The 17253-nt window shown below is 61.6% G+C and carries 13 protein-coding genes; 4 read left to right on the top strand and 9 right to left on the bottom strand.

The features are described from left to right. Positions 1 to 507: 507 nt before the first annotated feature. The 6 genes from prpD to HUS66_RS17125 all read right to left on the bottom strand — a co-directional run bounded on the left by prpD (position 508) and on the right by HUS66_RS17125 (position 9131). A complete protein-coding gene (gene prpD, locus HUS66_RS17150; RefSeq protein WP_175072411.1) occupies positions 508 to 1992 on the bottom strand; it encodes a 2-methylcitrate dehydratase in 1485 nt (494 codons plus the stop codon). A 216-nt stretch (positions 1993 to 2208) separates the two neighbouring features. After that, entirely contained in the window at positions 2209 to 3390 is a 1182-nt protein-coding gene (gene prpF, locus HUS66_RS17145) for a 2-methylaconitate cis-trans isomerase PrpF (protein WP_175072410.1), read from the bottom strand. Continuing rightward, entirely contained in the window at positions 3387 to 6005 is a 2619-nt protein-coding gene (gene acnD / locus HUS66_RS17140) for a Fe/S-dependent 2-methylisocitrate dehydratase AcnD (RefSeq protein WP_175072409.1), read from the bottom strand. Before acnD ends, prpF begins: the two co-directional genes overlap by 4 nt. 150 nt (positions 6006 to 6155) lie before the next feature. Further along, on the bottom strand, positions 6156 to 7283 hold the full coding sequence (gene prpC, locus HUS66_RS17135; RefSeq protein ID WP_175072408.1) for a bifunctional 2-methylcitrate synthase/citrate synthase: 1128 nt from the start codon (positions 7281 to 7283) through the stop codon (positions 6156 to 6158). 218 nt (positions 7284 to 7501) lie between these two features. Further along, positions 7502 to 8380 (bottom strand): methylisocitrate lyase, encoded by an 879-nt coding sequence (gene prpB / locus HUS66_RS17130; protein WP_175072407.1) that lies wholly within the window; start codon positions 8378 to 8380, stop codon positions 7502 to 7504. A 40-nt stretch (positions 8381 to 8420) separates the two neighbouring features. Continuing rightward, positions 8421 to 9131, bottom strand: coding sequence for a GntR family transcriptional regulator (locus HUS66_RS17125; protein ID WP_175072406.1), 711 nt, complete (start codon positions 9129 to 9131; stop codon positions 8421 to 8423). A 258-nt stretch (positions 9132 to 9389) separates the two neighbouring features. Between HUS66_RS17125 and pabB the strand changes: the two genes are divergently transcribed. Further along, a complete protein-coding gene (pabB, locus tag HUS66_RS17120; RefSeq protein ID WP_175072405.1) occupies positions 9390 to 10748 on the top strand; it encodes an aminodeoxychorismate synthase component I in 1359 nt (452 codons plus the stop codon). A gap of 231 nt (positions 10749 to 10979) precedes the next feature. Continuing rightward, positions 10980 to 11600, top strand: coding sequence for a phosphoadenosine phosphosulfate reductase family protein (locus HUS66_RS17115; protein WP_175072404.1), 621 nt, complete (start codon positions 10980 to 10982; stop codon positions 11598 to 11600). Positions 11601 to 11792: 192 nt separating this feature from the next. Here the strand turns inward: HUS66_RS17115 and cysB are convergent, their stop codons facing one another. Then, entirely contained in the window at positions 11793 to 12764 is a 972-nt protein-coding gene (gene cysB, locus HUS66_RS17110; RefSeq protein WP_175072403.1) for an HTH-type transcriptional regulator CysB, read from the bottom strand. Between the two features lie 313 nt (positions 12765 to 13077). On the opposite strand from cysB, the gene trxA reads away from it, so the two are divergent. Next, positions 13078 to 13401 (top strand): thioredoxin, encoded by a 324-nt coding sequence (gene trxA, locus HUS66_RS17105; protein WP_112054421.1) that lies wholly within the window; start codon positions 13078 to 13080, stop codon positions 13399 to 13401. Positions 13402 to 13505: 104 nt separating this feature from the next. Here the strand turns inward: trxA and HUS66_RS17100 are convergent, their stop codons facing one another. Next, on the bottom strand, positions 13506 to 14594 hold the full coding sequence (locus tag HUS66_RS17100; protein WP_175072402.1) for an AI-2E family transporter: 1089 nt from the start codon (positions 14592 to 14594) through the stop codon (positions 13506 to 13508). Positions 14595 to 14822: 228 nt separating this feature from the next. Between HUS66_RS17100 and HUS66_RS17095 the strand changes: the two genes are divergently transcribed. Then, complete coding sequence (locus HUS66_RS17095) at positions 14823 to 15557, top strand: SIMPL domain-containing protein (protein ID WP_254628897.1); 735 nt, start codon at positions 14823 to 14825, stop codon at positions 15555 to 15557. Positions 15558 to 15668: 111 nt separating this feature from the next. On the opposite strand, the gene serS is transcribed toward HUS66_RS17095, so the two are convergent. Then, on the bottom strand, positions 15669 to 16946 hold the full coding sequence (serS, locus tag HUS66_RS17090) for a serine--tRNA ligase (RefSeq protein WP_175072400.1): 1278 nt from the start codon (positions 16944 to 16946) through the stop codon (positions 15669 to 15671). Positions 16947 to 17253: the final 307 nt, after the last annotated feature.

Raw genomic sequence — 17253 nt, 5'->3', positions numbered from 1 at the left:
TGTCAACCCTTGCTGTTGTTGCTCACCGTAGATGACCGGGTGAACCAGCGGCGAGTTGAGCGCCGATCGAGTGGAGGAGCATTCTACCGTTTCCGGCGTTTTTGTCAATGCTTATCGACTCAAGCGAACCGAAAAACCCTAACGAAAACAAGTGCTTCCAACACCCTTCACCGCGTCCGACGTTTGCCCGTCGGCGGCAGCGGATGCGTACTTTACGGATTATCGGCGGACCACGCAAGGGCTTTTTGCCACTCAGATCAAAAACGGCCCAGCACCCTGTAACAACCACACCACTGGCACTATCGCCATGCCGATCAATAAAGTTAGTCCAAGCCCAACGGACCCGCCAGATGGGATCTCAGCACCCACCTAATAATGAGCCCCTGCTACTCGGCCCCCACATATTGGCGGGGCTATTTGGCAAAGGCATCTGATGAACACTGGCGAAGCACCCTCCTCCTTCTGGCCGAATGGCGTATGGCGTATGGCGTATGGCGGCCGATAGGCTCAGATCATGAATAGGTCCACGAAGCGGTGAACCGGCGTGGCCTCGAGTCGGGCCTGGTCGGTGCAAAGGGCAAAGATGTCGTTGCAACGACGCGGCACGAAGCGGGTCGCCAGATTGGCCTTGAACTTGTCCTCGAGCAGAGGGATACCCTCTTCACGACGCCGACGGTGACCGATCGGGTATTCGACGGCGACCTGCTCAGTCTTGCTGCCATCCTTGAAGAAGACTTGAATGGCATTGGCGATGGAGCGCTTGTCGGCCTCGAGATACTCGCGGGTATAACGTGCGTCCTCGATGATTTCCATCTTGTCCCGCAGTTGGTCAATGATGGGATGGTCCCGATGGAAGGCATCCTCATAGTGCTCTGCGGTCAGCTGGCCGAAGGCCAGTGGTACGGCGACCATGTACTGCAAGCAATGATCACGATCGGCCGGATTGTCGAGCGCCCCTACCTTGGAGATGATGCGAATCGCCGACTCATGGGTGGTGATCACGATCCGGTCGATCTCGCCGAGTCGATCCTTGACCTGCGGGTGCAGCGTAACGGCGGCTTCGCAGGCGGTTTGAGCGTGAAACTCCGCCGGGAAGGATATCTTGAACAGCACGTTCTCCATCACATAGCTGCCATAGTCCTGGCCGATGGCGAACTGACGCTGCCCTTCCGGCTTGATCTGTTGGTCCTTGTTGGTCTTGGCGAACAACACATCATAGAAGCCCCACTGAGGCGCGCTGAGCACCCCGGGAATTCCCATCTCGCCACGCATGGCGATATCGGCCAGGCGCACGGCACGAGATGTCGCATCACCTGCAGCCCAGGACTTACGCGAGCCGGCGTTAGGCGCATGGCGATACGTGCGCAAGCTCTGACCGTCGACGAAAGCATGTGAAAGCGCAGCCAGCAACTGCTCACGGTCGGCCCCCATCAGCTTGGCGACCACTGCGGTGGAGGCCACCTTGACCAGCACTACGTGATCGAGACCCACGCGATTGAATGAGTTCTCCAGCGCGATCACGCCCTGAATTTCGTGGGCCATGACCATCGCCTCGAGCACCTCACGCATGGTCAACGGCTGGCGACCATCGGCCACCCGCTGCTGAGAAAGGTGATCGGCGATGGCGAGAATCCCGCCCAGGTTATCCGAGGGGTGCCCCCATTCGGCGGCCAGCCAGGTATCGTTGTAGTCGAGCCAGCGGATGATGCAGCCGATATCCCAGGCGGCCTTGACCGGGTCGAGGCGGAAGGACGTGCCCGGCACCCGTGCCCCATGGGGAACCGTTGTGCCTTCGACCAAGGGCCCCAAATGCTTGGTGCACTCGGGGAAACGCAGCGCCAACAGGCCACAGCCGAGCGTGTCCATCAGGCAGTTGCGCGCCGTCTCCAGGGCCTCGGTACTGTCGATGCGATAGTCCAGCACATAGTCGGCGATCCGTTGCAGCTCGGCATCATAATCCGGACGAACATTGGCTTCTGCGGTGGCATCCATGGCAGATCCTCCTTATCACTGGCGGGTCACACGTCATTGCTGACCATTTCACTAGATCACTTCACTACTAGATCACTTCACTATAGGTAAGGGCGACGATCCAGGCGTGAGAGGCTGGCGAAAAGGAATACGCCAGGCCGGCCACTGGCCGGCAGCACCGCTCTCATCACACTCACCGGCGACGCTTGTCAGCAAGATATTCCGTGCAAAAACGGGTCAGAAGCTGTCGCCGGGCACGCGAACGCAGCCTTCCATCAGCACCCGTGCGCTGCGACTCATTACCGCCTGATCGATTACCCAGCGACCGTCTACCAGGCTCGCTTGCGCCCCCACCCGCAGGGTGCCGGACGGATGACCGAAGGTCACCGCCGTCCGTTTGCCGCCGCCGGCAGCCAGGTTGACCAGGGTCCCTTCGATGGCCGCTGCCGAAGCGATGGCCACCGCCGCGGTGCCCATCATGGCGTGATGAAGCTTGCCCATGGAGAGCGCACGCACCCTGAGATCGATATCCTCCGCCTCGACCGACTTACCGCTCGAGGCGGTGTAGCTGGCCGGTGGCGCCACGAAGGCCACCTTGGGCGTGTGCTGTCGATTGGCCGCCTCGCCAAGCTCGTTGATCAGCCCCATCCGCAAGGCTCCATGGGCACGGATGGCCTCGAACTTTGCAAGTGCCCGGGGATCGCCGTTGATCGCCTCCTGGAGTTCGCTACCGGAGTAGCCAAGATCAGACGCGTTGATAAACACAGTGGGGATGCCGGCGTTGATCATCGTCGCCTGGATACGACCTCCCGGCACCACATCGCCCGGCACTTCCAGTTCATCGACCAGATGGCCGGTCGGGAAGATGGCCCCTTCACCCTCTGCAGGATCCTTGAAGGCCACCGGCACCTCGGCCGCCGGGAAGGTCACGCCATCGAGCTCGAAGTCACCGACCTCCTGCACCTGGCCATCGTTTATCGGCACCCGCGAGACAATGGTCTTGCCGATATTGACCTGCCAGATACGCACCTCGACCACCCCGTTCTCGGGGATACGTGCGGGATCGATGAGGCCGTTGCTGATGGCAAACGGACCCACGGCGGCAGATAGATTGCCGCAGTTACCACTCCAGTCGACGAACGGCTTGTCGATCGCGACCTGGCCGAACAGATAGTCCACGTCATGCTCGGGGCTGTCGCTCTTGGACAGGATCACCGTCTTGCTGGTACTGGAGGTCGCCCCGCCCATGCCGTCAATCTGCTTCTGATAGGGATCTGGACTACCGATGACCCGCAGCAACAGGCGATCGCGAGCCTCACCCGGCTGGCGTGCCGCTTCGGGCAGGTCCTGCAGGCGGAAAAAGACACCCTTACTGGTACCGCCACGCATATAGGTAGCGGGGATGCGGATCTGGTTCATACGTTCGCCACCTCCGCGGTTTCCAGGAAGTCCTGGGCGAAGCGCTGCAGCACGCCGCCGGCCGAATAAATCGACACTTCCTCGGCGGTATCCAAGCGACAGGTCACCGCCACCCGCTCCACCTCACCATTCTGGCGGTGAATCTTGAGCTCGAGGGTGGCTTGCGGTGACAGCGTGCCCTCGACGTCATAGATCTCGGTACCATCGAGTTGGAGCGTATGGCGGGTGGTGCCCTCTTCGAATTGCAGAGGCATCACCCCCATGCCGATCAGGTTGGTACGATGGATGCGCTCGAACCCCTCGGCGACGATAGCCTCGACACCGGCGAGCGCCACCCCCTTGGCCGCCCAGTCGCGGGACGAGCCTTGCCCGTAGTCCGCGCCGGCAACGATGATCAGGGGCTGCTTACGCGACATATAGGTCTCGATGGCCTCCCACATCCGCGTGACCTTGCCTTCCGGCTCGATACGCGCCAGAGAGCCCTGCCTGACCTTGCCGGCCTCGTCCCGCACCATCTCGTTGAACAGCTTGGGATTGGCGAAGGTGGCACGCTGCGCAGTCAAATGATCACCGCGGTGGGTGGCGTAGGAGTTGAAGTCTTCCTCCGGCAAGCCCATCTTCGCCAGGTATTCGCCCGCGGCGCTATCCGCCATGATGGCGTTGGACGGTGACAAATGGTCGGTGGTGATGTTGTCCGGCAACACCGCCAAGGGCCGCATGCCCTTGAGGTTCTTCTTGCCGACCATACCGCCCTCCCAATAGGGCGGACGGCGGATGTAGGTACTCTGGGCACGCCAGTCGTAGAGCGGGCTGACCTGGGCGCTAGCCCCCTTGTCCACATCGAACATCGGGATATAGGTCTGGCGGAACTGCTCAGGCTTGACGCTCTGCTTGACGATGGCGTCGATTTCCTCGTCGGCGGGCCAGATGTCCTTGAGGGTGATCGGCTTACCGTCCTGATCGTAACCCAGCGCATCCTTCTCGATATCGAAGCGGATGGTCCCTGCGATGGCGTAGGCCACCACCAGCGGCGGCGAGGCCAGGAAGGCCTGCTTGGCATAAGGATGAATGCGGCCATCGAAGTTACGGTTGCCGGAGAGTACCGCCGTGGAATAGAGATCCCGGTCGACGATTTCCTGCTGGATGACGGGGTCCAGCGCGCCGGACATGCCGTTGCAGGTGGTACAGGCAAAGGCCACCACGCCAAAGCCGAGATCTTCGAGTTCAGGCAGCAGCTTGGCCTCCTCCAGGTACATCTTCACGGTCTTGGACCCAGGGGCCAGGGAGCTCTTCACCCAGGGCTTGCGCGTCAGGCCGAGCCGATTGGCATTATGGGCGATCAGGCCTGCGGCGACCATGTTGCGCGGATTACTGGTATTGGTGCAGCTGGTGATGGCGGCGATGATCACCGCGCCGTCAGGCAGCTTGCCCGCCTTCTCTTCCGCCTGCGCCTTGTCCAGGTCGACGGCGATACCGCGCTTGGCAAGTTCAGAGGTCGGCAAATGGGCATGGGGGTTAGACGGGCCCGCCAGGGTGCGATTGACCGAGGAAAGATCAAAGCTCAGCAGGCGCTCGTACTCGGCGCTCTTCAGGCTCTCGGCCCACAGGCCCGTTTCCTTCGCATAGCTTTCGACCAGCGCTACCTGATCGTCGTCGCGACCGGTGAGCTTCAGATAATCAATGGTCTGATCATCGATGTAGAACATCGCTGCCGTGGCGCCATACTCCGGCGTCATGTTGGAGATGGTGGCTCTATCGCCAACGGTCAGCGCCTCGGCGCCTTCGCCGAAGAACTCCAGGTAGGCACCGACCACCCGCTCCTGGCGCAGGAACTCGGTCAGCGCCAGCACCATGTCCGTACTGGTGATGCCCGGCTTGAGTTTCCCCGCAAGCTTCACACCGACGATATCCGGCAGACGCATCATGGAGGCGCGACCCAGCATCACGCTCTCGGCCTCGAGGCCGCCCACGCCGACGGAAATCACGCCCAGCGCATCCACCATCGGCGTGTGGCTGTCGGTGCCTACGCAGGTATCCGGGAAGGCTACGCCGCCTCGCTTCTGCACCACTGGAGACATCTTCTCCAGATTGATCTGGTGCATGATGCCGTTGCCTGGCGGGATCACATCAACGTTCTCGAACGCCGTCTTGGTCCAGTTGATGAAGTGGAAGCGGTCATCGTTGCGACGATCCTCGATGGCCCGGTTCTGGGCAAAGGCATCCTTCTCGAAACCCGCATGTTCGACGGCCAGGGAGTGATCGACGATCAACTGGGTGGGCACTACCGGGTTGACCTTGGCCGGGTCCCCGCCCTTCTCGGCGATGGCATCGCGCAGGCCGGCAAGGTCGACCAGGGCGGTCTGCCCGAGGATGTCGTGACACACCACACGGGCCGGATACCAGGGGAAGTCCAGATCACGCCGGCGTTCGATCAACTGGTTGAGCGAATCGGTCAACGCGGCCGGCTCGCAGCGGCGCACCAACTGCTCGGCCAGCACCCGCGAGGTATAAGGAAGGGTGTCGTAGGCACCGGGCTTGATGTCCTCGACAGCCGCGCGGGCATCGAAATACTCAAGAGAGGTGCCGGGTAAGGGCTTGCGGTATTCAGTGTTCATGGCGTGACCACCCTCGGATCGGGTCGTGGACATGGAAAGAGGCGACAGAGAAGGTCTTGTCTAGCCGGGGACAAGGCGATGCGAGAGGCCTACGCCATGAATGGCGTCGCTAGCCCTCGCAAAGGCCTCCCCCGGCGACATGGGGCAGCGTCAGTCACGCGCCTCGATCGGCACCCAGTCACACTTCTCCGGTCCGGTGTAATCAGCGCTGGGGCGGATGATGCGATTGTTCTCGCGCTGCTCGAAGACATGGGCGCACCAGCCGGTGACGCGCGAGCAGACGAAGATCGGTGTAAACAGCTTGGTCGGGATGCCCATGAAGTGGTAGGCGCTGGCATGGAAGAAGTCCGCGTTGCAAAACAGCTTCTTCTCCCGCCACATGACCGCTTCGACACGCTCGGACACCGGATAGAGCACGCTGTCGCCGACATCCTCGGCGAGTTTCCGGGACCACCGCTTGATCAGGTCATTACGCGGATCGGAATCACGGTAGATGGCATGGCCAAAGCCCATGATCTTATCCTTGCGCGCCAGCATGCCCATGATCTCGCGCTCGGCCTCTTCCGGGCTCTGCCAGTCCTCGATCATCGCCATTGCCGCCTCGTTGGCACCGCCATGCAGCGGGCCTCTCAAGGTGCCAATCGCACCGGTCACACAGGAATGCATGTCCGACAGCGTCGAGGCGCAGACCCGGGCATTGAAGGTCGAGGCATTGAATTCGTGCTCGGCATACAGGATCAACGACACGTTCATGACCCGGGCATGTAGCTCGGAGGCCGGCTCGTCGCGCAATAGATGCAGGAAGTGCCCACCCACCGACGCATCATCGGTCACGGTGTCGATGCGTACCCCCTCATGCGTGAAGCGATACCAGTAGCAGATGATCGACGGCAGCGCCGCCAGCAGCCGATCCGCCACATCCTGCTGCTCGTCGAAGCTTTGCTCGGTCTCCAGGTTGCCAAGCATGGATGCCCCGGTGCGCATCACATCCATCGGATGGGCGTCGGCGGGGATCTGCTCGAGCACCTTCTTCAGGGCATCGGGCAGCGCGCGAAGCCCCTTGAGCTTGGTGACATAGGCATCCAGCTCAGCCTGGTTCGGCAGCTTGCCCTTGAGCAGCAGGTAGGCGACTTCCTCGAAGCGCGCATGCTCGGCCAGGTCGTGGATATCGTAACCGCGATAGGTCAGCCCGGAGCCGCTCTTGCCCACGGTGCACAAAGCCGTGCTGCCCGCGCTCTGGCCGCGCAGACCCGCGCCTGCCTTGGGTTGTTCTGCCATGACGTGTCTCCTTGCCGCTTTATAGTAATCTCACACGATGTTTGCATCCCGTGGCCGGGCAGCTCAGGGGCAAGGCCATCGCGAGGGCACTGTAAACCCATCCCTGGGCGCTACTTTTGCCATCCCTGGCAAAAGACCCTCGCTTCACCTTGCCCCGGCGCCGGGCATTCACGGAGTTGATAATGGATGTCTGACGTCGACCGGCGTCGCCCTTGCCACTATTTCTGCTCGAACAACTCGTCTAGCTTCTTCTCGAAGCGGTGATAGTCGAGGAAATCGTAGAGGTCATCGCGGGTCTGCATGATGTCGACCACGTCACGCTGATGCCCGTTGTCGGCGATGCTCTGATAGACCTGAAGTGCCGCGGCATTCATGGCGCGAAACGCCGACAGCGGATACAGCACCATGCGGCAGCCCACCTCGCCGAGTTCCTGCTGGCTGAACAGCGGTGTGGCACCGAACTCGGTGATGTTGGCAAGGATCGGCGCCTTTACCCTGTCGCAGAAGGCTCGATAGTCATCGAGACTGTGCACCGCCTCGGCGAAGATGGCGTCCGCGCCGGCCTCGACACAGGCATTGGCCCGGTCGATGGCCGCCTCGAGCCCCTCCTTCTGGAAGGCATCGGTACGCGCTATCAGATAGAAATCCGGATCCAGACGCGCATCGGCGGCGGCCTTGATGCGGTCGACCATCTCTTCTTTCGATACGATCGCCTTGTTGGGCCGATGACCGCAGCGCTTCTGCGCCACCTGATCTTCAAGGTGCACGGCCGCCACCCCGGCACGCTGCATCTCCTTGACGGTGCGCTCGATGTTGAAGGCACCGCCCCAGCCGGTATCGATATCCACCAGCAGCGGCAGATCGGTAGCGGCGGTGATGCGACGCGCATCCTCGACCACGTCGTTCATGGTGGTCATGCCAAGGTCGGGCAGACCAAAGGAAGCGTTAGCCACCCCACCACCGGACAGGTAGATAGCCTGATGGCCGACCCGCTGCGCCATCAGCGCGGTATAGGCATTGATGGTGCCGAGGATCGGCAGCGGCTGCTGGGCCTCGAGGGCGGCACGAAAGCGTGCACCGGGAGTGAGAGTGGTCATGATGTTCTCCTGTCTGAGAAAGCGCCCCGGGCAACGTCCGTCACTGGGACTGCGTGGATTCCTGGTCGAGAATGGCCGCATAACGCTCGGCGACGTTGGCTCTCGAGGCGCTGACGTGGCGCCTCATCAGCAGCTCGGATAGCTCTGCGTCACCGGCTTCGATGGCATCGACGATGCGATGGTGCTCGACGAAGGCGCGCTGCGGACGGCTGCCACTGGCGCTGAACTGAGTACGATAGAGCCGTACCAGGTAGTAAAGGTCGTCGCAGAGAATCGTCATCAACATGCGATTGTGACTGCCCTGTACGATCCGATAATGAAAATCGAGATCCCCTTCCCGCTGAAAGTACGCCTCGCCGCGACGCAGATCGGCCTGACGTTCGTGCACGGCCAGCACCTCGCGCAGGCCGGCGATCTCTTCGGCGGTCATGTGCTCGGCGGCAAGCCTGGCGGCCATGCTTTCCAACGCCTCGCGCACATCGAACAACTCGATCAGCTCCTTCATCGAGAGCTTGACCACTCGCGCTCCGACGTGGGGCACTCGCTCAATCAGGCGATGCGTTTCGAGCCTGCGCATGGCTTCGCGCAGCGGACCACGAGAAATACCGTAAGTCTTGGAGAGGCCCGGCTCGGTGATCTTGCTGCCCGGCGCCAAGTCTCCGCGCACGATGGCGCTCTGCAGCTGGTTGAAGACCCGCTCTGCCAGGGTGCGCACTTCCGGGGTCGCGAGATCGGGTGAAGAGGTTGTCATGGCAATTGTCGACAATTAAATGATGAAATGAACTTTAGCCAGCCGTCGGAATGGGGTCAATATGCATTCGACCCGCATCGACTACACCTTTTGGCGTAAGGCTAAAGGTGAGCGCCTAACTTGTTGTCGACAATATTACCAGAGATGTTGGCGTAACGCCGAGCTTGCGCTGCCGCGGCCGTAGCGTGGATAGCGCAGAAGGGACAAATGGCGTCACGCCCCCTAGAATGTGGCGCTCGTTGAGGAAAAGCACATCCCATGAGTTCAAGACTGGAAATCACGCCGCTGCCTTATCAGGCGGACCCGCTTGGCTATTTTGCGCCGTTGCGAGAGCGCCGTGGCGCGGTATTACTGGACAGCGGGCGCCCTCATGGCCCCGGAGGGCGCTATGACATCATCAGCGCCGAACCGATAGCCCTGATGAGCGTCAGTCCTGCGGGCAAAGTCAGCTCAGACAGCGATACGCCGCTGCCCGAGGAGCCCATTGCCGCCCAGAAGGCGCTGCTGTCCCGGCTCGATATCGAGGCACCCAAGAGCGACCTCCCCTTCCTCGGCGGCCTGATCGGGTATTGGAGCTATGACTTCGGCCGCTGCCTTGAGCCGATCAACGGCCAGGCGGCAGATGCCGTCGACCTACCCTGGAGTCGAGTCGGGCTCTATGACTGGGCGATTATCCAGGATCATGCCCGGGGCGAGAGTTTCCTGGTGGCCGACCCGCGTCGGCGCGAGCAGGTGAAAAGCTGGCTAGCCGCCGATGTCCCGGCCACCGCTGCCTTTGCGGTCACCGCCCCTTTCGCGGGCGAACAGGACAGGACGGGGTATGGCGAGCGCTTTCGCGCCGTGCAGCGCTACATTCATGCCGGTGACTGCTACCAGATCAATCTGACCCAGCGCTTTAGCGCCCCCTTCCGTGGCGACCTCTGGCAGGCCTATTTACGGTTGCGCAAGGCAACGCCCACGCCTTTCGCCGGCTTCATGGCCTGGGAAGACAAGGCAGTGCTGTCGCTGTCACCGGAGCGTTTCCTGCAATGTCATGCCGGCCGAGTCGAGGCACGTCCCATCAAGGGCACCAGACCCAGGGGCGATACGCCCGAGCAGGATGCGGCGCTGGCACAGGCACTCAAAGCCAGCGCCAAGGATCGCGCCGAAAACGTGATGATCGTCGACCTGCTGCGTAACGATCTGGGGCGGGCCTGTGCACCGGGGAGCGTACGGGTGCCCCAGCTTTGCGGTCTTGAGAGCTATGCCAACGTCCACCACCTGGTCAGCGTGGTCGAGGGCCGGCTGGCCGATGATCAGGCGCCGTTGGATATTCTGGCGGCCGCCTTCCCCGGCGGGTCTATCACCGGCGCGCCGAAGATTCGCGCCATGCAGATCATCGACGAACTGGAACCTAGCCGGCGCAGCGTCTACTGCGGAAGCCTTGGCTATATCGACCAGCGCGGACACATGGACACCTCGATCGCCATCCGAACCGCGGTGGCCAGTGGCGGTCAGCTGCACCTGTGGGGCGGCGGCGGCCTGGTCGCGGATTCACAAGAAGATGCCGAATACCTCGAGACCCTGGACAAGATTCGTCATCTCCTCACGGCACTGAGCGACCAAGCGCCCCAGTGAGCACGCTATCGCCAAGCTCATCCAGGCAAGCCAGCGCCGAGGGCGGCAATGCGATAGGTCAATGAGATAGGTCAATGAGATAGCACCGACCATTCTAACGGCGCCGTGTATTACGATCATTTCGCTATATAAGAACCGAACCAATCAGTATTGGGGCCAAGGGCAGACGATTTGCTAGGGTAGCGCCATTATCGGAACACGTTTCGGTTCCTCATTATTTCAGGAGGCCCCATGGACTTTGACATCGATGCCATCAATCGCGACCTCGGCCAGGACCCTGAGGCCCTGACGCGCTGGGCGCTGAGCCTTGAAAAACATGCCATCTGCACCACCAACTTTCGCCCCTTCGAAGCGGTAATCCTGCATATGGTGACCCAGATTCAGCCGGACATCCCAGTGGTCTGGATGGACTCGGGCTACAATACCGAAGCCACCTACCGCTTCGCCGACGATGTCATCAAGCGGCTCAACCTGAACCTGGTGAGCTACCTGCCCAAACGCACCCGAGCTCACCGCGAGGCGCTGGAAGGTGCCATGCCGACCATCGACGACCCGCGCCATGCCGCCTTTACCGAGGAGGTCAAGCTGGAGCCCTTCACTCGCGCCCTGCGAGAGATGGCGCCCCAGGTATGGCTGACCGCCCTGCGCGCCGAGGACACGCCGGAGCGCGCCAAGATGCAGCCGGTGTCGATCAACGAGGATGGCCTGGTCAAGGTCGCACCGGTACTGCACTGGAGCGCCAAGGACATGTACGAATACTTGGTGAAGCACGATCTGCCCAACAACTTCGATTACTTCGACCCCACCAAGGTAGAAGACAAGCGCGAGTGCGGGCTGCACTTGCAGCATTGATCACGAAACCGTGGCCAACACTAGATACTGACAGGCACGAGAAGGCCCCGATAGCGAACGCTGTCGGGGCCTTCTCCTTCATGACCATGTGATTGCCCTGAGCCTGGCCCATTCGAGCGTCTACGCGAATGGCTGCTTCGCAGGCCGTGTGTCGAGTTCTATGGCCGTCTTTTATTTGGCCTGGCAGTCGACTCAGCGCACCGGCAGCTCGATCTGGGCGAAAAGGTCCTGCTCATGGCGCGGGCCGGCCGCCAGAGCGGCCTCCACCAGATCACGGTCGAGGTGCGGTGCGAAGCCCTGCACGAAGTCGAACATGAAACCCCGCATGAAAGTGCCCCGACGAATGCCGATCTTGGTGGTGGAACTTTCAAACAGATGACTGGCATCCAGCGCTACCAGGTCCCCATCCGTTTCGGGATCGACCGCCATATGCGCGACGATCCCCACCCCAAGGCCGAGACGCACATAGGTCTTGATGACATCGGCATCCGCAGCGGTAAGCACAACATTGGGGGTGAGGTCCTGGGCGCGGAAGGCATCATCAAGCTGCGAACGGCCGGTGAAGCCGAATACATAGGTAACCAGCGGATACTCGGCCAGCCCCTCGAGGGTCAGCTTGCCGGCCTCGGCCAATGGATGCCCCTTGGGCACCAGCACACAGCGATTCCAGCGATAGCAGGGCAACAGCACCAGGTCATTGAAGAGTTCCAGCGACTCGGTGCAGATGGCGAAATCGGCCTGCCCTTCGCTGACCATTTCGGCAATCTGCTTGGGCGTGCCCTGCTGCATGTGCAGTGCCACCTCCGGATACTTGCGAGTGAACTCGCCGATCACCGGGGGCAGCGCATAGCGCGCCTGGGTGTGAGTGGTCGCGATCGACAGGCTACCCCGGCGCTCGTTGCTATGTTCCTGGGCGACCTGCTTGATATTGTCGGTGGTGCGCAGCACCTGCCCCGCCAAGTCGATGATCGCGCGACCAGCCGGCGTCACCCGGGTCAGGTGCTTGCCGCTGCGAGCGAAAATCTCGACGCCTAGTTCGTCCTCCAACAGACGGATCTGCTTGGAGATGCCCGGCTGCGAGGTAAAGAGGCTCTGCGCCGTGGCCGAGACATTGAGGTTGTGGCGCGTGACCTCCCAGATATAACGCAGTTGCTGCAGCTTCATCCCCGAAACACTCCTCATTCCCATGCCGTTAGCCATGCCTGTCGATGGGCCGTCAGCCTGGCATTGCCAGGCCGTCGGCTCACGGTTTTAATACCGCAAGGCAATAACATAATGTAGCATGATTACTTTATGCTATAAGGATAGCATACAAAAACGTTCCACGAGAGTGTAGCGCTGGTGTTGCCATCATTACGGCTAGCTATCGATCCTATTGGGCAACAGGCATTTGCCAGCGGCCCCGGCGGCCGCTACCATCAGCCGACTACGCTGAGAAAACGCGCGTTTATAACGCGTAATGCAACGGGAGAATTACATGGCCAACAACGTCGATGTCACCACTGCCAACTTCGAGCAGGAAGTCCTCAAGGCCGACAAGCCGGTCCTGCTGAAGTTCTGGGCGCCCTGGTGCGGCCCCTGCAAGATGATGGCGCCGGTGGTGGACGAAGTCGCCGACGAGCGTGCCGACAATGTGAAGGTCGTGAGCGTAAACGTCGACGATGCCCCGGATATTGCCGCCGAACACGGCGTGCGCGGTGTGCCAACCGTTATGCTGTTCAAGTCTGGTGCCAAGGTGGCTTCGCTGGTGGGTGCCCAGTCCAAGTCGCAGCTCGCGCAGTTCCTCGACCAGAACGCCTGATAACGGGCCAGCCCCGTCACGTTCGCTCCGATGCCCTGGTCCTGCCGGGGCATCGTCGTTTCAGAAGCCTGGTAGGCTGTCACCGCAGCGCCATGTTCAGGAGTCTACGACGGTGTCTGCTCTTCCCCTGGCACCGCTACCGGTCGTTCATGGGCCGGTCCCAACAATCGGGCCATCCAGCGCGTCTGAGGATGACTGTCCAGAGCGATCTTCAGGGTCATCGTCAGCAGCACGGACAACAACAACCCCGCGGTTCCCAATATCCAGCCCCACACGACCAGCGACAGGAAGGCCACGAAGGTCGACAGGCCTAGGGCTCGCCCCATCACCCGCGGTTCAACCAGGTTGCCAAGCACGAAGTTGATGCCCAGATAGCTCCCCGCCAGCAGCATCGCCGGAAAGACGCCGCCCTGAGGCGAGACCAGCAACAGCAGCACCGGCGGAATTGCCGCCAGCACCGAACCGATGTTGGGAATATAATTCAGCCCGAAGGCAAGCGTCGCCCACAGCAGCGGGAAATCGACGCCCAATATCTTGCAGGAAATCCATACCAGCACACCGGTTACCAGGCTGATCAGCGTCTTCACCGCCAGATAACGCTTTAGCGTCAAGCTGAACTCATTGAAGCGCTGAAGGCTCGGCACCGGATTCAGCAGGGCCTGGGAGATCTTCTCCCGGAAGTTGAGCGTTTCAAACAGCAGGAAGACCACCAACAGCGCTACGATCAGGCTCTGCATCAGCACGTTGCCGACCTCGCCCAGCAGGGCCGGAATCAGTTGGGTGGCCTGAGTAGGGTCCAGCCATTCCGAGAAGCGCTCTGGACGAATCGATACGCCCATGCCCGCCAGCCAGTTGAGAATGCTCAGGTAATGATCATAGAGTTGCGACTCGAGTCCCGGCAGCTCCTCGGCAAAGGTATTCACGCTATTGACCAGCAACAGGCCCAGCAGGCTCAGTAACAGGCCAATCACCAACAGCGTCAGCCATACCGACATCCGCAGCCCCACGCCATGGCGATGCAGCCAATGCACCGGCGAGGTGCAGATCACGGCGATGAACAGCGACAACAGCAGCGGCACCAAAAGACTGGCCCCAAGCTTCATGCCACCAATGATGACCACAAGGGCGGCCAGCGCCAGGGTCAGATTTAGCGGAATGGTACTTGCCGCTTCGTCGATATCCTCGTCGTTCATGAATCCTTCCCGGGAATCTACTTATGCTAGATGATAAAAGGAGTTTACCGACTCGCCACTGCCTGTACACAATCATCGGACGAGATATCGACCAAACTGCACGGAGGTTGCATGCTTTCCCATACTGCCCAACGGGCCCGGACGAGCTCCACAGCGCTAAATCGTCGCCGACTTCTAGGCCGAAGCACGCGCATGGGCTTCAGGCTCGGCCTTCTGCTGGCGGCCTGCATGACGATGAGCGCCACCGCTGCGGCCCATCAGCCAGCGCCCCATGAGCAACCGCCGGGGCGGCTCGAGGTATCGGCCCACCACACCCTGGAAGTGGCACCCGACATGGCGACGCTAACTGCCCGCCTGTGGGAGCGCACGCCCGCCCGCGCCGCCGACTCGGCGCGGGAAGCAAGCCCCGAGGCGCTGAGCGAGGCACGCAGCCGGCTCGAGGCCCGCATGGGCGAGCTGATCCGCACACTCGAGGCTAAAGGCCTGTCGCGAGACGCCATTCAGGCCGGCTCGCTGTCAGTGCAACCCAATTATGTGCAGGGCCCCGTCGATGCCGAGGGCCAGCCAGAGCAACGGGTGAGAACCCAACTGACACGGCCGATCACCCTGACCCTCGATGATCTCGACACCCTGCCCGGTCTTCTCGACGCCCTGACCGTCGCCGGTGTCGACTCTCTGGACGGCGTCAGCTACGACCTCAAGGATCGCAGCGCGGCAAGCGACGAGGCTCTAGGCCTCGCCATCGACCGGGCCAAGGCAAAAGCGACCTTGATGGCCGAACGCCTCGATATCCGTCTAGGTCGTGTCCTGCAGGTGCAGGAGACACAGCGGCCAAGCTTCCAGCCACAGATGATGATGCGGGCAAGCGATGCATCGGCCAAGGAGATGTCCTCAGAGTATCGTCCAGGTCAGATTGAGATCGACGCTGAAGTCGCGGTTCACTGGGCCATCGCCGACGAATGACGCGTTGATAGAGCGCCGGCTCAAGCCCGGCGCCTGTTCTCCCCATGCACAAGGCCCCGACAGCGCTCGCTACCGGGGCCTTGCTATCTCAACGCAAGCGATCCCAGACCCTCAGCCGTTGATCACCTCAAGTCCGCTCATGTAGGGGCGCAGCGCTTCGGGCACCAGGATGGAACCATCGGCCTGCTGATTGTTCTCGAGCACCGCCAGCAGACAGCGGCCGACGGCGAGGCCGGAACCGTTCAGGGTATGCAAAAGCTGCGGCTTCTTGTGCTCTGGATGGCGGAAACGGGCCTGCATGCGTCGCGCCTGGAAGTCCTCGCAGTTGGAAACCGAAGAGATTTCCCGGTAGGTGTCCTGGCTAGGCAGCCAGACTTCCAGGTCATAGGTCTTGGTCGCCCCGAAGCCCATATCCCCGGTGCACAGGGTGACGACGCGATACGGCAGACCCAGTGCCTGCAGCAGCGCCTCGGCATGACCCCGCATCTCCTCGAGGGCTTCATAGCTCTTGTCGGGCTCGACCATCTGCACCATCTCGACCTTGTCGAACTGGTGCTGACGGATCATGCCGCGCGTGTCACGCCCGTGTGAGCCGGCCTCGCTGCGAAAGCAAGGGGTATGCGCGGTGAGGCGCACCGGCAGAGACTTATAATCGAGAATTTCATACCGGGCGAAGTTGGTCAGCGGCACCTCGGCGGTGGGAATCAGGTAGTAGTCCTGATCGCCCTCGAGGCGGAACAGGTCTTCACCGAACTTCGGCAGCTGGCCGGTGCCGGTCAGCGAGTCGGCATTGACCATATAGGGGACATAGCACTCTTCATAGCCATGCGCCTCGGTCTGAGTGTCAAGCATGAATTGGGCGAGCGCCCGGTGCAGCTTGGCAATCGGGCCACGCATCACCGCGAAGCGCGAGCCGGTCAGCTTGGACGCCATATCGAAGTCCAGATAGCCGAGCTTGGCGCCAAGATCGACGTGATCCTTGACCTCGAAGTCGAAGTCACGCGGCGTACCCCAGCGATGAAGCTCGATGTTGTCGTCTTCGCTCGCGCCTTCCGGCACGCTGTCGTGGGGCAGGTTGGGCAGCGCCGACACCAGGGCGTCCCACTCTTCCTGCAGTTTCGCCAGCTCCTTCTTGGCGGCATCCAGACGATCACCCAGGTCACTTACTTCGGCCAGCAACGGCTCGATGTCCTGGCCCTCGGCCTTGGCCTTGCCAATCGCCTTGGAGCGAGTGTTGCGCTCGCTCTGTAGCTGTTCGGTCTGGGTCTGCAGGTCGCGGCGCTTAGACTCCAGCGACTCGAGTTGAGCGGTATCGAGAGTGAAGCCACGCTTGGCCAGTCGTTGGGCAACCTGGTCGAGGTCACCACGCAGCAGTTTTGGATCGAGCATGGAATCCTGTCCGTCACAGTCAATGAAAGGGCAATGTCGCCAGCAGGCGCTCATTGTAGGGAAAAGCCGCTGCTTTCACCACGCCGCTGGCGGGGTGCACCGTCCGTCATGCTCCGGTAAAGTGGGCCATATTCCTTTCTTCCTGCCCACGCCAGGACATCGATGGCGATGACCGCCGGCCAGGGCAGCGACCCACGGTCTGATAGCGACTCATGATTGCACAACTGGACACCCTCGCCCGGCTCGACGCCGACTACCTGCGCTTCCTCGAGGCCCTGCGAGCCGACGGGTTCGCAGGCGAGATCGC

Source organism: Onishia taeanensis (assembly GCF_013349955.1).
Classification (GTDB): Bacteria; Pseudomonadota; Gammaproteobacteria; order Pseudomonadales; family Halomonadaceae; genus Onishia; species Onishia taeanensis_B.
Note: the sequence above shows the minus strand (reverse complement) of the source record. Positions and strands in the feature narration are given on the sequence as shown.

Excerpts from the sequence above, each read along its gene's own strand:
- prpD (WP_175072411.1), bottom strand. The coding sequence starts at position 1,992 with ATGGATGCCACCGCAGAAGCCAATGTTCGTCCGGATTATGATGCCGAG.
- prpF (WP_175072410.1), bottom strand. The coding sequence starts at position 3,390 with ATGAACCAGATCCGCATCCCCGCTACCTATATGCGTGGCGGTACCAGT.
- acnD (WP_175072409.1), bottom strand. The coding sequence starts at position 6,005 with ATGAACACTGAATACCGCAAGCCCTTACCCGGCACCTCTCTTGAGTAT.
- prpC (WP_175072408.1), bottom strand. The coding sequence starts at position 7,283 with ATGGCAGAACAACCCAAGGCAGGCGCGGGTCTGCGCGGCCAGAGCGCG.
- prpB (WP_175072407.1), bottom strand. The coding sequence starts at position 8,380 with ATGACCACTCTCACTCCCGGTGCACGCTTTCGTGCCGCCCTCGAGGCC.
- HUS66_RS17125 (WP_175072406.1), bottom strand. The coding sequence starts at position 9,131 with ATGACAACCTCTTCACCCGATCTCGCGACCCCGGAAGTGCGCACCCTG.
- pabB (WP_175072405.1), top strand. The coding sequence starts at position 9,390 with ATGAGTTCAAGACTGGAAATCACGCCGCTGCCTTATCAGGCGGACCCG.
- HUS66_RS17115 (WP_175072404.1), top strand. The coding sequence starts at position 10,980 with ATGGACTTTGACATCGATGCCATCAATCGCGACCTCGGCCAGGACCCT.
- cysB (WP_175072403.1), bottom strand. The coding sequence starts at position 12,764 with ATGAAGCTGCAGCAACTGCGTTATATCTGGGAGGTCACGCGCCACAAC.
- trxA (WP_112054421.1), top strand. The coding sequence starts at position 13,078 with ATGGCCAACAACGTCGATGTCACCACTGCCAACTTCGAGCAGGAAGTC.
- HUS66_RS17100 (WP_175072402.1), bottom strand. The coding sequence starts at position 14,594 with ATGAACGACGAGGATATCGACGAAGCGGCAAGTACCATTCCGCTAAAT.
- HUS66_RS17095 (WP_254628897.1), top strand. The coding sequence starts at position 14,823 with ATGACGATGAGCGCCACCGCTGCGGCCCATCAGCCAGCGCCCCATGAG.
- serS (WP_175072400.1), bottom strand. The coding sequence starts at position 16,946 with ATGCTCGATCCAAAACTGCTGCGTGGTGACCTCGACCAGGTTGCCCAA.